This window comes from Kutzneria kofuensis (assembly GCF_014203355.1).
GTDB lineage: Bacteria > Actinomycetota > Actinomycetes > Mycobacteriales > Pseudonocardiaceae > Kutzneria > Kutzneria kofuensis.
On the sequence record NZ_JACHIR010000001.1, the window covers coordinates 4,720,254 to 4,733,008 of the forward strand.

General features: G+C 69.2%; 14 protein-coding genes and 3 tRNA genes. 15 read left to right on the forward strand and 2 right to left on the reverse strand.

Features of this window, described 5'->3' with window-relative positions:
- Positions 1 to 263 precede the first annotated feature (263 nt).
- The 6 genes from BJ998_RS21925 (at position 264) to BJ998_RS21950 (ending at position 4,371) form a co-directional block, all read left to right on the forward strand.
- Positions 264 to 2,873, forward strand: a complete 2,610-nt coding sequence (locus tag BJ998_RS21925) for a putative bifunctional diguanylate cyclase/phosphodiesterase (RefSeq protein ID WP_184864390.1) — start codon at positions 264 to 266, stop codon at positions 2,871 to 2,873.
- A gap of 77 nt (positions 2,874 to 2,950) precedes the next feature.
- A tRNA-Thr gene (locus tag BJ998_RS21930) sits at positions 2,951 to 3,026 on the forward strand.
- Between the two features lie 51 nt (positions 3,027 to 3,077).
- Positions 3,078 to 3,150, forward strand: a tRNA-Met gene (locus BJ998_RS21935).
- A gap of 110 nt (positions 3,151 to 3,260) precedes the next feature.
- On the forward strand, positions 3,261 to 3,425 hold the full coding sequence (gene rpmG / locus BJ998_RS21940) for a 50S ribosomal protein L33 (RefSeq protein WP_025361417.1): 165 nt from the start codon (positions 3,261 to 3,263) through the stop codon (positions 3,423 to 3,425).
- Positions 3,426 to 3,496: 71 nt separating this feature from the next.
- Positions 3,497 to 3,946, forward strand: a complete 450-nt coding sequence (locus BJ998_RS21945) for a MaoC family dehydratase N-terminal domain-containing protein (protein WP_184864391.1) — start codon at positions 3,497 to 3,499, stop codon at positions 3,944 to 3,946.
- A complete protein-coding gene (locus BJ998_RS21950) occupies positions 3,946 to 4,371 on the forward strand; it encodes a MaoC family dehydratase (protein WP_184864393.1) in 426 nt (141 codons plus the stop codon). Before BJ998_RS21945 ends, BJ998_RS21950 begins: the two co-directional genes overlap by 1 nt.
- An 85-nt stretch (positions 4,372 to 4,456) precedes the next feature.
- On the opposite strand, the gene BJ998_RS21955 is transcribed toward BJ998_RS21950, so the two are convergent.
- Positions 4,457 to 5,698 carry a pyridoxal phosphate-dependent aminotransferase gene (locus BJ998_RS21955; RefSeq protein ID WP_184864395.1) on the reverse strand — a complete coding sequence of 414 codons (1,242 nt, stop codon included), beginning with the start codon at positions 5,696 to 5,698 and terminating at the stop codon, positions 4,457 to 4,459.
- 172 nt (positions 5,699 to 5,870) lie between these two features.
- Here BJ998_RS21955 and BJ998_RS21960 point away from each other — a divergent pair.
- From BJ998_RS21960 to rplA, 5 genes are all read left to right on the forward strand, one after another.
- Positions 5,871 to 5,943: transfer RNA gene (locus BJ998_RS21960), tRNA-Trp, on the forward strand.
- A gap of 30 nt (positions 5,944 to 5,973) precedes the next feature.
- On the forward strand, positions 5,974 to 6,411 hold the full coding sequence (secE, locus tag BJ998_RS21965) for a preprotein translocase subunit SecE (RefSeq protein ID WP_184864397.1): 438 nt from the start codon (positions 5,974 to 5,976) through the stop codon (positions 6,409 to 6,411).
- Between the two features lie 76 nt (positions 6,412 to 6,487).
- Positions 6,488 to 7,294 carry a transcription termination/antitermination protein NusG gene (gene nusG / locus BJ998_RS21970; protein ID WP_184864399.1) on the forward strand — a complete coding sequence of 269 codons (807 nt, stop codon included), beginning with the start codon at positions 6,488 to 6,490 and terminating at the stop codon, positions 7,292 to 7,294.
- 85 nt (positions 7,295 to 7,379) lie between these two features.
- Positions 7,380 to 7,814: a 50S ribosomal protein L11 gene (gene rplK / locus BJ998_RS21975; RefSeq protein WP_184864401.1), complete on the forward strand. Its 435-nt coding sequence runs from the start codon at positions 7,380 to 7,382 to the stop codon at positions 7,812 to 7,814.
- Positions 7,815 to 7,893: 79 nt separating this feature from the next.
- Positions 7,894 to 8,610 carry a 50S ribosomal protein L1 gene (gene rplA, locus BJ998_RS21980; RefSeq protein WP_184864402.1) on the forward strand — a complete coding sequence of 239 codons (717 nt, stop codon included), beginning with the start codon at positions 7,894 to 7,896 and terminating at the stop codon, positions 8,608 to 8,610.
- 52 nt (positions 8,611 to 8,662) lie between these two features.
- On the opposite strand, the gene BJ998_RS21985 is transcribed toward rplA, so the two are convergent.
- On the reverse strand, positions 8,663 to 9,211 hold the full coding sequence (locus BJ998_RS21985) for a hypothetical protein (RefSeq protein WP_184864404.1): 549 nt from the start codon (positions 9,209 to 9,211) through the stop codon (positions 8,663 to 8,665).
- A gap of 286 nt (positions 9,212 to 9,497) precedes the next feature.
- On the opposite strand from BJ998_RS21985, the gene rplJ reads away from it, so the two are divergent.
- From rplJ to BJ998_RS22005, 4 genes are all read left to right on the forward strand, one after another.
- Complete coding sequence (gene rplJ, locus BJ998_RS21990; protein WP_184864406.1) at positions 9,498 to 10,031, forward strand: 50S ribosomal protein L10; 534 nt, start codon at positions 9,498 to 9,500, stop codon at positions 10,029 to 10,031.
- A gap of 63 nt (positions 10,032 to 10,094) precedes the next feature.
- Entirely contained in the window at positions 10,095 to 10,484 is a 390-nt protein-coding gene (rplL, locus tag BJ998_RS21995; RefSeq protein WP_184864408.1) for a 50S ribosomal protein L7/L12, read from the forward strand.
- Between the two features lie 229 nt (positions 10,485 to 10,713).
- The gene (locus tag BJ998_RS22000) at positions 10,714 to 11,967 is read left to right on the forward strand and encodes an ABC transporter ATP-binding protein (RefSeq protein ID WP_184864410.1); all 1,254 of its coding nucleotides are present in this window, start codon (positions 10,714 to 10,716) and stop codon (positions 11,965 to 11,967) included.
- A complete protein-coding gene (locus BJ998_RS22005; protein WP_184864412.1) occupies positions 11,964 to 12,752 on the forward strand; it encodes an MlaE family ABC transporter permease in 789 nt (262 codons plus the stop codon). Before BJ998_RS22000 ends, BJ998_RS22005 begins: the two co-directional genes overlap by 4 nt.
- The last annotated feature ends 3 nt before the right edge of the window (positions 12,753 to 12,755 follow it).

The following is a 12,755-nucleotide window of genomic DNA, read 5'->3' on the forward strand; positions in this document are numbered from 1 at the left end:
CGAGTGTCCGTTTTGCCGGCGTTTTGTCCGCTTAATCGTTTCAAGAGGCCGGTTGGACGTGCAAATTGCTCTTTCCGACGCCAAACTGTTCACTGGGAGTGTTGCCTTCGTCAACTGGACGGGCCACACTCGCTCAACCGGGGTAAACTGCGGATGGAGGGGTTCCGGAGCGGTCGGGGCCCCTCGGTCGTGCCAAGACACCACCGGCAGGAGTGTCGACAGGGGGAAGGCGCCCTGTCTGCGTGGCCCGACAAGGAGGGTGGATGACCGACCACCGCCGTGCCGTCCATCCCGAGGTGCCACGTCCGCCGGTTCGCGCGCAGCTTGATCCACAGCGTACCCGGCGCTACCGCCTGTTCTCCGCGGCGGTCCTGCTGATCGGCGTCGGCGTCACGGCGGCAGTGCTCCTCGGTCACGTCGACCACCCGCAACCCGAGCAGCTGCTGATCGCCGGCCCGCTGCTCGCCGTCGGCTTCCTGCTGTCCGAGCAGCTGTCCATCGACTTCGACGTCCGGCAGATCAGCTGGACGATCTCCTTCGCCGAGATCCCGCTCGTGCTCGGCCTGGTCACGGTTCCGTTCGAGGTCGTGCTGGCCGCCTACCTGGTCGCCGGCCTCGGCGTGCAGATCAGCCGGCACAAGCTGCGCCACCTCAGCTACCACGTCGGCATCATGTGCCTCGAGGTGGCGATCCCGTACGCCGTCTTCTACCTGCTGACCAGCGACTTCGCCGCGATGCCGGTGTGGGCCGCCGCGGCGCTGGGCGTGCTCACGTCGCCCCTGGTCAGCACGGCTCTCGGCCTGGGAGCAATGCACGTGCTCGGCGGCGAGCTGCGGATGCCCTCCGCGGCCCGGCTGGGCCTGCGCTCGCTGGTCGTCTGCCTGATGAACGTCACCGTCGGCCTGGTCGCGTACGTGCTGGTCAACACCGCGCCGTGGGGCTGGCTGCTGGCCACCCTGCTCGCGGCCTCGATGGTGGCGCTGTACCGGGCGTACTCCGGGCTGCTGCGCGAGCAGCGTGACCTGGAGACGCTGTCCGACGTCAGCCTCAACGTGGCGCGCTCCGGCCAGGACGTCATGAACAAGGCGTCGGTGCTGACCAACGTGCTGCCGCCGGAGGACCCCGCCGACTGGCAGGCCATCGTGGAGCGCATCCGCGACCAGCTCAACGCCAAGCGCGTGGTGCTGCACCTGAAGATGGACGCCGCCGACGACGTGCGCAAGCTCGTCGCCGGGGTGCCGCTGCCCGACGACGCCGACCTGGACCGCGACGACCCGATCCTGCAGCTCGCCGGCAACCACGTGCGCTACTTCAAGCTGTCCGACGCCGCCGACGACGTGCAGGAGGCGCTGCGCCGCCGCGGCGTCTACGAGGTGCTGGTGGTGCCGCTGCGCGGCGCGAGCCAGCCGCTCGGCGCCATGGAGGTGCACGACCGGCTCAGCCGCTGGCGTGGCTTCGGCAGTGCCGACGTGCGGCTGCTGCGCACGCTGTCCAGCCACCTCGCCACCGCCATGGACAACCGCCGCCTGGTCGGGCGGCTGCGTCACCACGCGTACCACGACCCGCTGACCGGGTTGCTCAACCGCACCGGCTTCCGCGAGGTCGCCGGCGATCCCGTGCGCGGCGACGACGCGTGCGTTGTTATGCGCATCGATTTGGACGTGATGTCCGGCGTGGCGGACGCCCTCGGCTACGCCTGGGGCGACCGCATGGTGCTCGCCGCGAGCCGCCGGCTGCGCGACGCCCTCGGTAACGAGGTGCCGCTGGCGCGGCTGGAGGGCGGCTCCTTCGCGGCGCTGCTCGTCGACCACACCCACGAGCAGGCGCAGGAGATCGGCGAGAAGCTGCGCGCGGGGCTGTCCATGCCGTACCCGGTGGACAAGCTGACCGTGGAAGCCAGCGCGCTGATCGGCTACGTCTCCAACACCACCGAGGACGGCGACGACACGCTCGACGTCGACACGCTGCTGCAGCGCGCCGACGTCGCCGTGCAGGCCGCGCACAGCGGCAGCGACCCGGTGCGTGGCTACGCGCCGAGCATGGGCCAGATCTTCCTGCGGCGCTTCCAACTGGTCACCCAGTTCCGGCAGGCGCTGGAGACCGGCCAGGTCACCGTGCACTACCAGCCGAAGATCGCGCTGCCGAGCCGGCAGGTGGTCGGCGTCGAGGCACTGGTGCGGTGGCGGCACCCCGAGTTCGGTCCGCTCGACCCGGACGAGTTCGTGCCCGCCGTGGAGGCCACCGGCCTCGTCGACGCGCTCACCTCGTTCGTGATGGAGCAGGGCCTGCAGCGGGTGCGGTCGTGGCTGGACCGGGGGCTGCGGATGTCCACCGCGGTCAACCTGTCCGTGCGCAACCTGGCCGACGCCAACTTCCCGGACCTGGTCGCCGAGGCGCTGCGCCGCTACGACGTGCCGCCGCAGCTGCTCACCTTCGAGCTGACCGAGTCCGGCGTCATGTCCGACCCGGAGCGGGCGCTGCCGGTGCTGCGGCGGCTGCACGCGATGGGCGTGACGCTGGCCGTGGACGACTTCGGCACCGGCTACTCGTCGCTGGCCTACCTGCGGCAGCTGCCGGTGGACGAGGTGAAGATCGACAAGTCGTTCGTGCTCGGCATGGGCACCGACCTGTCGGACATGGCCGTGGTGCGGGCCATCGTCGAGCTGGGGCACTCGCTGGGCCTGACGGTGGTGGCCGAGGGCGTCGAGGAGGACTCGGCCCGCGAGCAGCTCGTCAGCATGGGCTGCGACGTCGCGCAGGGCTACCTGATCTCCCGGCCGCTGTCCGAGGAGCGCTTCGAGGCCTGGCTGCGGGCCCGCACGATCCGGGCCCGGGGCCTGCGGGATGAGACGGTCCTCACGTTGGTCAGTTGACGCAGGTCGGCGGTGGCCCCCCGATTTCGTGATCGCGGGGGTCATAGGCTAGAGTTCTAATCGCTCCGCAAGAGCAGGCCCCAATAGCTCAGTCGGCAGAGCGTCTCCATGGTAAGGAGAAGGTCTACGGTTCGATTCCGTATTGGGGCTCCAGAGATCGCCGCGGTGCTCAGCTTCAAGGCATCGCGGCTGCTCTGCGTGTAAGGCGGTGTAGCTCAGTTGGTAGAGCAAGCGACTCATAATCGCTGTGTCGCCGGTTCAAGTCCGGCCATCGCTACTCGATGGGGGCGTGCGCTCAGCTTCGCTGAGCCGGGTCGTTCCGCCATTACACTGGGGCCCGCGCCCCAGACCCCCGGCACGGGGGACTAGAGACAGGAGAGGTGCCCCGTGGCTGCGACCGACGTGCGACCGAAGATCACCCTCGCGTGCGAGGAGTGCAAGCACCGCAACTACATCACCAGGAAGAACCGCCGGAACGACCCGGACCGCCTGGAGATCAAGAAGTTCTGCCCGAACTGCGGCACGCACCGTGCCCACAAGGAAACCCGCTGACGCACAGCTTCAGCTCGTGAGAGGCCGCCCCGCATGCTCGGGGCGGCCTCTCCGCGTTCTAACCTGGCCCGGTGCCACTGGACAAGTCGTTCACAGGACGCAGCTACCCGCCGGGTGACGTGTACGAGGTAGGCCGCGAGAAGATCCGCGAGTTCGCCGACGCGGTGGGAGCCACCAGCCCGCTGCACCGCGACCCGGCGGCCGCGCGGGCCGCCGGCTACGCTGACGTGATCGCGCCGCCGACGTTCGCCACGGTCATCTCCATGAAGTCCACCTCGATCGTCGTCGACGACCCCGAGCTGGGCCTGGACTACAGCCGGGTGGTGCACGGCTCGCAGACCTTCGTCCACCACCGGCCCATGGTCGCCGGCGACCGGCTGGTCAGCGTCGTGCACGTGGACGACGTGCAGACCCGGATGGGCAACGACTTCCTCACCATCCGCGCCGAGATCACCACCGAGGACGGCGAATCCGTGTGCACGTCGACCGGGCTGCTGGTGGCCCGCGGGGAGGACGCGTGATGAGCAGGGTGCCCGCATCCAAGGTCACCAAGGGCGACGAGCTGCCGGCCAAGCAGGTCCGCGTCACCCGTGACAACCTCGTCCGCTACGCGGGCGCGTCGCTGGACTTCAACCCCATCCACTGGAACGAGAAGTTCGCGAACGAGGTCGGCCTGCCCGGGGTCATCGCCCACGGCATGCTGACCATGGCGCTGGCCAACGAACTCGTCAGCGACTGGGTCGGCGACCCGGGCGCGATCGTGGAGACCACCACCAAGTTCACCCGGCCGGTGCCCGTGCCCAACGACGGCGAGGGCGCGCTGCTGGAGATCACCGGCAAGGTCACCGACGTGAGCGAGGACGGCACCGCCAAGGTGGCGATCACCGTCTCCTTCGAGGGCCAGAGCGTGCTCGGCCGGCCGACGGCCATGGTCCGGCTCGGCTAGTCCGATCGAGTGACGCTGGGAACGGACCATTCCTCAACTCCGAGTTGAGGAATGGTCCGTTCCGAACGAAAGGTGCTGCGGAGGGTTACTTGGCCTCGCGGAGCAGGTCGCCCATCCGGTTGACGCCGGTGACCAGGTCGTCGTCGCCGAGGGCGTAGGAGAGCCGGAAGTAACCGGGGGTGCCGAACGCCTCACCGGGCACCACGGCCACCTCGGCGTGCTCCAGCACCAGGGCCGCCAGCTCGACGCTGGTCTGCGGGCGCTGGCCGCGCAGCTCCTTGCCGAGTATGCCCTTCACCGACGGGTACGCGTAGAACGCGCCCTGCGGCGTTGGGCAGGTGACCCCCGGGATGGCCGACAGCAGCTCGACCATGGTCTTGCGGCGCCGGTCGAACGCGGCGCGCATCTCGTGCACGGCGTCCAGCGGACCGGACACGGCCGCCAGCGCGGCGCGCTGCGCCACGTTGCACACGTTCGAGGACAGGTGCGACTGCAGGTTCGCGGCGGCCTTGGTGACGTCGGCCGGGGAGATCATCCAGCCCACCCGCCAGCCGGTCATCGCGTACGTCTTGGCCACGCCGTTGAGCACGACGGTGGTGTCGGCCAGCTCGGGCACCAGCACCGGCAGCGAGTGCGCCTGCGCGCCGTCGTAGACCAGGTGCTCGTAGATCTCGTCGGTGACCACCCAGATGCCGTGCTCCAGCGCCCAACGGCCGATCGCCTCGGTCTGCTCGCGGTCGTAGACGGCGCCGGTCGGGTTGGACGGCGACACGAACAGCAGCACCTTGGTGCGCGGCGTGCGGGCCGCCTCCAGCTGCTCGACGGTGACCAGGTAGCCGGTCGACTCGTCCGCGGTGACCTGCACCGGGACGCCGCCGGCGAGCGTGATCGCCTCCGGGTAGGTGGTCCAGTACGGCGCCGGCATGATGACCTCGTCGCCGGGGTCGAGCAGCGTCGCGAACGCCTGGTACACGGCCTGCTTGCCGCCGTTGGTGATCAGCACCTGGCTCGGCTGCACCTGGTAGCCGCTGTCGCGGGCGGTCTTGGCCGCCACCGCCTCGCGCAGCTCGGGCAGGCCGGCCGCCGGCGTGTAGCGGTGGTTGCGGGGGTCGCGGGTCGCCGCCGCGGCCGCCTCGACGATCGCGTCGGGCGTGGGGAAGTCGGGTTCGCCTGCGCCGAATCCGATCACCGGCCGGCCCGCCGCCTTGAGCGCCTTCGCCTTCGCGTCCACCGCGAGGGTGGCGGACTCGGCGATGCCGCCGATGCGGGCGGAGACCCGGCGGCGTGCCGCGGGGGTGTTGACAGGGGGAGCTTCGGGGGCTGCCATGGCCTTCATGGTGGCAGACGCCACCCATCGAATTTGCGTCCGGGGGGGCCCGAACACCGCTGTTGACCAGTGCGGTTGCAGTGACCACCCATTCGTGCCGTAGACTCTCGGGGCCGGGACGTGATGAAGCCTGTTCCCACGGAGTCCGTGGGACGGCGGAGGACGGCCTCAGAGGGGTGTAGCTCAACTGGCAGAGCAGCGGTCTCCAAAACCGCAGGTTGCAGGTTCAAGTCCTGTCGCCCCTGCATCGAAGCTTTTGGTGAGCGGAGGATGGCGTGAGCGAGGACCGCGAGCAGGAGCGGACGGAGAAGCGCGAAGGCGCTGCTCGTCCGGTCACCGCCGCAGCGCGACGCGAGCGCCGCGCCTCCGCACGCCAGGTCGCGCCGGAGACCGGTAGCGACCAGACTGAGTCGGCCAAGGCCGACTCGGCCAAGGTTGTCAGCAGCACCGGCAGGACCACGCAGTCGAAGCGCGAGCAGGGCCTCGAGACGGCGTCGCGGGACCGCAAGGCCAAGCGGCCCAACGTCTTCAAGCGCCTCGGTCGCTTCCTCCGCGAGGTCGTCGCCGAATTGCGCAAGGTCATCTGGCCGACGCGCAAGAACCTGCTGACGTACACGATCGTCGTGCTGGTGTTCGTGGCCGTGATGGTGGCGTTGGTCTTCGGTCTGGACTACGCCTTCTTCCAGGGCGTGGCCTTCCTGTTCGGCAAGTAGCCGAACGGGTGCGGGGCCACCGGTCGCCGGCATGAGCGACCGGACACTGACGCACGAGAGGAAGCGAGACCCAGCTGTGACCTCCGAGAACGGCGCCGCCGCCGGCCAGGAGCTGCCGGACGTCGACGAGCAGGACCTCGACGCCGTGCCCGGCGACGACGCCGCCGTCGAGTCCGACCTGGACGTGGCCGAGGAGAACGAGGTCGAGCAGGTCGAGTCCGAGGAGTCCGAGGACAGCGACGAGCAGGCCGTCGCGGCCGTCGACGAGGACATGGACCCCGCCGAGGAGATGCGGGCCGCGCTGCGGCACGCCCCCGGCGACTGGTACGTCGTGCACTCGTACGCCGGTTACGAGAACAAGGTCAAGACCAACCTCGAGACGCGCATCCAGACCCTGGACATGGAGGACTACATCTTCCAGGTCGAGGTGCCCACCGAGGAAGTCACCGAGATCAAGAACGGCCAGCGCAAGCAGGTGCAGCGCAAGGTGCTGCCCGGCTACATCCTGGTCCGGATGGAACTGAACGACGCGTCCTGGAGCGCGGTGCGCAACACCCCCGGTGTCACCGGGTTCGTCGGCGCCACCTCCAAGCCGTCCCCGCTCACCCTCGACGACGTGCTCAAGTTCCTGCTCCCGCAGGTCGAGCAGGACGCGGCCAAGCAGGAGGGCGGCAAGAAGACGGCCGCCGCCGTGGCCAAGCCCACCGTCGAGGTCGACTTCGAGGTCGGCGAGTCCGTCACCGTCATGGACGGCCCGTTCGCCACGCTGCCGGCTACCATCAGCGAGGTCAACGCGGACGGCCAGAAGCTGAAGGTGCTCGTGTCGATCTTCGGTCGCGAGACGCCGGTCGAGCTGTCGTTCACCCAGGTCTCCAAGATCTGACCGGTTCCCGGCAGGGAGCCGAGCAGCCACGCGGGTGGCGGGCAGGGCCCCCGCGCGGAACCACACGAATAACAGGAAACCCGAAATGCCACCCAAGAAGAAGAAGCTCGCAGCGATCATCAAGCTGCAGATCAAGGCCGGTCTCGCCAACCCGGCGCCGCCCGTCGGCCCGGCGCTCGGCCAGCACGGCGTCAACATCATGGAGTTCTGCAAGGCGTACAACGCCGCGACCGAGTCGCAGCGTGGCAGCGTCGTGCCGGTCGAGATCTCCGTGTACGAGGACCGCTCGTTCGACTTCAAGCTCAAGACCCCGCCGGCCGCGAAGCTGCTGCTCAAGGCCGCCGGTGTGGAGAAGGGCAGCGGCGAGCCGCACAAGACCAAGGTCGCCAAGGTCAGCTGGGACCAGGTGCGCGAGATCGCCCAGACCAAGATGACCGACCTCAACGCCGACGACCTGGACCAGGCGGCGAAGATCATCGCCGGCACCGCCCGCTCCATGGGCATCACGGTCGAAGGCTGAACCACCCTCACTCTTTTAGACAGCGTGGGAGAGCTGGGCGCAGCTCACAACCACTACTGATCCACGAAGGAACAGGAACATGAAGCGCAGCAAGGCCTACCGTCAGGCCGCCGAGCTGGTGGACCGGGAGCGGCTGTACTCGCCGCTCGAGGCCGCCAACCTGGCGAAGGAGACCTCCAAGGTCAAGCTGGACGCCACCGTCGAGGTCGCGATCCGTCTCGGTGTCGACCCCCGCAAGGCCGACCAGATGGTTCGTGGCACCGTCAACCTGCCCCACGGCACCGGCAAGACCGCGCGGGTGATCGTGTTCGCGACCGGCGACAAGGCCGCTGAGGCCGAGGCCGCCGGTGCGGACGCCGTCGGCAGCGACGACCTGATCGAGCGTATCCAGGGTGGCTGGCTCGATTTCGACGCCGCGATCGCGACGCCCGACCAGATGGCGAAGGTCGGTCGCATCGCCCGCATCCTCGGCCCCCGTGGCCTGATGCCGAACCCGAAGACCGGCACCGTGACGCCGGCGGTCGCCAAGGCGATCACCGACATCAAGGGCGGCAAGATCAACTTCCGGGTGGACAAGCAGGCCAACCTGCACCTGGTGATCGGCAAGGCCTCGTTCGACACCGACAAACTGGTGGAGAACTACGCGGCCGCGCTGGACGAGGTGCTGCGGGCCAAGCCGTCCGCCGCCAAGGGCCGGTACCTGAAGAAGGTCACCTTCTCCACCACCATGGGCCCCGGCATCCCGGTCGACCCGAACCGCACCCGCAACATGCTGACCGACGAGGCCAGCGCCTGAGTGCGAAGTAGCTGAGCAGAAGGGCCGCATCCCGCCAGGGGTGCGGCCCTTTTCAGTGGCTGTCGGCCGGCGGGCAGGGGCCCGGATCGGGTTTGTTGTCGACGATGATCCAGCCGTTGTCGGTGCGGGTGAGCACGAACGTCCCGAGCGGGTCGCCGCCGCTGATGGGCATCGCGCAGGAGTACACCGTCGCGGAGGATGTGCCTTCCTCGTGGATGGCCCCCAGTGGCACGGTGATGCTGGCGTAGGTCTCGCTGTCGGTGACCTTCTTGTGCTCCTTGTGCACTGCGTCCTCGCAGCTGGTGGTGCTGAACGAGCCCGCGAAGTGCACGCCGCCGATGCCTCCCAGCACGCTCTGGCAGACCTTGCCGGGGTCGTCGTTGCCGACCGCCGCGTATACGGAACTCACCGCGTACGCGGGATTGGCCGGCCCGTGCAGCGGGACGTCCGCGCCGGGCACGCCGCCGGTGCCGCCGTTGCCGCCGGAGCCGGTGTCGGCAGGGGCGAAGATGTTGGACAGGTAGTACTGACCGCCGCCGAGCACCGCCAGGATCACGATGCCGGCCGGGAGGTACGCGCGCCGCCGCCGCTCCTTCGCCACCGGTCAAGGCTAGCGTTTTGGAGTTACGGGCACCGGGTTGCTACCCTGGTCCCAGTTCCACCGAAGACCGCTGGTGTCTGGCGTGCCCAGACGAAGGTCCCGCGAGAGCGGGCGGCCCGCGCAGGAGGACGAGGCTGCTGTATCCGCACGGTTCGCCGTGCCTATGATGGTGTACGCCCCGTGCCGCTCTGCGCAGGGGCGTTTTCTCTTGTTCGGACCTCCTCCGGCGGTCGCCCGCGGCGATGTGTTCGCGGGTTCCCCGCTACCAAGCAGAGAGGAGGCGACCATGGCGAAGCCAAGCAAGGTCACCGCCGTTGCTGAGATCTCGGAGAAGTTCCGGGCCAGCTCGGCCGCGGTTGTCACCGAGTACCGCGGGCTGTCCATGGCGCAGCTCACCGTGCTGCGGCGCGCTCTCGGCAAGGGCACCACGTACACCGTCGCGAAGAACACCCTGGTCAAGCGTGCCGCCGAGGACGCTGGCGTCGAGGGTCTCGAGAGCCTGCTCGTCGGCCCGACCGCCATCGCGTTCATCGAGGGCGAGCCGGTCGACGCGGCCAAGGCGCTGCGTGACTTCGCGAAGGACAACAAGGCCCTTGTCGTCAAGGGCGGCTACATGGACGGCAAGCCGCTCACGGTCGACGAGGTCAGCAGGATCGCCGACCTCGAGTCCCGTGAGGTGCTGCTGGCCAAGCTCGCCGGCGCCATGAAGGGCAACCTGGCCAAGGCCGCCGGCCTGTTCCAGGCGCCTGCCTCGCAGGTCGCCCGCCTGGCCGCCGCCCTGCAGGAGAAGAAGGCAGCCGAGGCTCCGGCCGAGGGCTGACCAACCCAAGCCACCACCCCGCCTGCATGGCGGCCACGTATTGAGTAAGGAAGGAACGCCATCATGGCCAAGCTCACCACCGACGAGCTGCTCGACGCCTTCAAGGAGATGACCCTCCTGGAGCTGTCCGCGTTCGTGAAGCAGTTCGAGGAGACCTTCGAGGTCACCGCCGCGGCGCCGGTCGCCGTCGCCGCTGCCGCCGCCCCGGGCGCCGCTCCGGCCGAGGCCGCCGAGGAGCAGGACGAGTTCGACGTCGTGCTGGAGTCGGCCGGCGACAAGAAGATCCAGGTCATCAAGGTCGTCCGCGAGGTCGTCTCGGGCCTGGGCCTGAAGGAGGCCAAGGAGCTGGTCGAGTCCGCTCCGAAGCCGGTCCTGGAGAAGGTCGCCAAGGAGGCCGCCGAGGCCGCCAAGGAGAAGCTCGAGGCCGCGGGCGCCAAGATCACCCTCAAGTGATCTCGTAGCTCCACAGCTGTTCCCCGCAGAGGCGGTCACCCGTTAGGGTGGCCGCCTCTGCTGCATCCGGACCATAACGGCTCGGCAACGGGTTCCCGTTCGGAGGAAACTCGCCAGTAACCTTCGCCGTCCGTGGTCGTTGCACCAGGGTGACGACGTCCCACGGCGTCGCAGCGCTGTGGGGTGCACAATTCGCACTCGGAGTAATTCGGGGCACGAGGAGGTGCGGATGGGCGTCGAGGTGGTCGTCGAGGGGCTGTCGAAGTCCTTCGGCAAGCAGACCATCTGGCGGGACGTTTCGCTGACCCTGCCTCCCGGCGAGATCAGCGTCCTGCTCGGTCCGTCGGGCACCGGCAAGTCGGTCTTCCTCAAGTCGCTGGTCGGCCTGCTCAAGCCGGAACACGGCCGGATCGTCATCACCGGCACCGACATCGTGCGCTGCTCCGAACACAAGCTCTACGACGTGCGCAAGCTGTTCGGCGTGCTGTTCCAGGACGGCGCCCTGTTCGGCTCGATGAACCTGTTCGACAACATCGCCTTCCCGCTGCGCGAGCACACCAAGAAGGGCGAAGCGGAAATCCGGCGCATCGTGCTGGAGAAGATGGAGATGGTCGGCCTCATCGGGGCCGAGAAGAAGCTGCCCGGCGAGATCTCCGGCGGTATGCGCAAGCGCGCCGGCCTGGCCCGCGCGCTGGTGCTGGACCCCGAGATCATCCTGTTCGACGAGCCCGACTCGGGTCTCGACCCGGTCCGCGTCGCGTACCTGAACCAGCTGATCGTCGACCTCAACGCGCAGATCGACGCCACGTTCCTGATCGTCACGCACGACATCGGCACCGCCCGCACCGTGCCGGACAACATCGGCATGCTGTTCCGCCGCGAACTGGTCATGTTCGGCCCCCGCGAGGTGCTGCTGACCTCGACCGAGCCGGTCGTCGAGCAGTTCCTGATGGGCCGGCGCGAGGGCCCGATCGGCATGAGCGAGGAGAAGGACGCCGGCCAGGCCGCCGCCGAGCTGGCGGCGCTGCGGGCGGGCGGCTCGTCCGGCCCGCTCGGCGGCCCGAAGGGCGGCGGCGGCACCGGCATCGTGCCGCAGCTGGAGCCGACCCCGGGCCTGCCGATCCGCAAGGCCGTCGAGCGGCGCAAGGACCGCGTGATGCAGATCCTGCACACGCTGCCGCCGTCGGCCCAGGACGCGATCATCAACAGCCTGACCCGCGAGGAGCAGCAGCACTACGGCGTGTTCGCCGGCGCGGGCGTCACCCAGACCCAGCCGCCGGTGCAGATCTCCACCGCGAACCAGGCCCGGGCCGATCAACCTCTGGGCCAGACACCGCGGCCCACACCGTACCCGCGCACCGCGAACCTGCCGGAGAGCGAATGGCAGCCGCAGTCCGGCGCGCTGACCTCCGACGACGCGCCCGCCCCCGCCCCCGAACCGGGGCGCAAGCGGGGCTGGCTGCGCCGGGGCGGTGAGAAGTGACCGCACCAACGGCCAACTTCCCCGGCGCCGGGGCGCTGCGGGAGACCGGCAAGCTGTTCGCGCTCGGCCTGGACACCACCCGCATGGTGTTCCGCCGCCCGTTCCAGGTCCGCGAGTTCATCCAGCAGTGCTGGTTCATCGCCAGCGTCACGATCCTGCCGACGGCGCTGGTGTCGATCCCGTTCGGCGCGGTGATCGCGCTGCAGCTCGGCTCGCTGACCCGGCAGATCGGCGCGCAGTCGTTCACCGGCGCGGCGTCGGTGCTGGCGATCATCCAGCAGGCCAGCCCGATCGTGACGGCGCTGCTGATCGCCGGGGCCGGCGGCTCGGCGATCTGCGCGGACCTCGGTTCTCGCAAGATCCGCGACGAGATCGACGCCATGGAGGTGCTGGGCGTCTCGCCGATCCAGCGCCTGGTGGTGCCGCGGGTGCTCGCGTCCATGCTGATCTCGTTGCTGCTCAACGGAATGGTCAGCGTGGTCGGCGTGCTCGGCGGCTACTTCTTCAACGTGATCCTGCAGGGCGGCACGCCCGGCGCCTACCTGGCCAGCTTCTCCGCCCTGGCCCAGCTGCCCGACCTGTGGATCAGCGAGATCAAGGCGGTCATCTTCGGTTTCCTGGCCGGCATCGTGGCCGCCTACCGCGGACTGAACCCGGGCAGCGGACCGAAGGGCGTCGGCGACGCGGTGAACCAGTCCGTGGTCATCACGTTCCTGCTGCTGTTCTTCGTGAACTTCGTGCTCACCACGATCTATCTCCAGCTGGTTCCGGCGAAGGGGATGTGACCG

What these genes read in the sequence shown, in the direction of transcription:
- BJ998_RS21925 (WP_184864390.1), top strand. Translation starts at nt 264, where the DNA reads ATGACCGACCACCGCCGTGCCGTCCATCCCGAGGTGCCACGTCCGCCG.
- BJ998_RS21950 (WP_184864393.1), top strand. Translation starts at nt 3,946, where the DNA reads ATGAGCAGGGTGCCCGCATCCAAGGTCACCAAGGGCGACGAGCTGCCG.
- BJ998_RS21955 (WP_184864395.1), bottom strand. Translation starts at nt 5,698, where the DNA reads ATGGCAGCCCCCGAAGCTCCCCCTGTCAACACCCCCGCGGCACGCCGC.
- rplK (WP_184864401.1), top strand. Translation starts at nt 7,380, where the DNA reads ATGCCACCCAAGAAGAAGAAGCTCGCAGCGATCATCAAGCTGCAGATC.
- rplA (WP_184864402.1), top strand. Translation starts at nt 7,894, where the DNA reads ATGAAGCGCAGCAAGGCCTACCGTCAGGCCGCCGAGCTGGTGGACCGG.
- rplJ (WP_184864406.1), top strand. Translation starts at nt 9,498, where the DNA reads ATGGCGAAGCCAAGCAAGGTCACCGCCGTTGCTGAGATCTCGGAGAAG.
- rplL (WP_184864408.1), top strand. Translation starts at nt 10,095, where the DNA reads ATGGCCAAGCTCACCACCGACGAGCTGCTCGACGCCTTCAAGGAGATG.
- BJ998_RS22000 (WP_184864410.1), top strand. Translation starts at nt 10,714, where the DNA reads ATGGGCGTCGAGGTGGTCGTCGAGGGGCTGTCGAAGTCCTTCGGCAAG.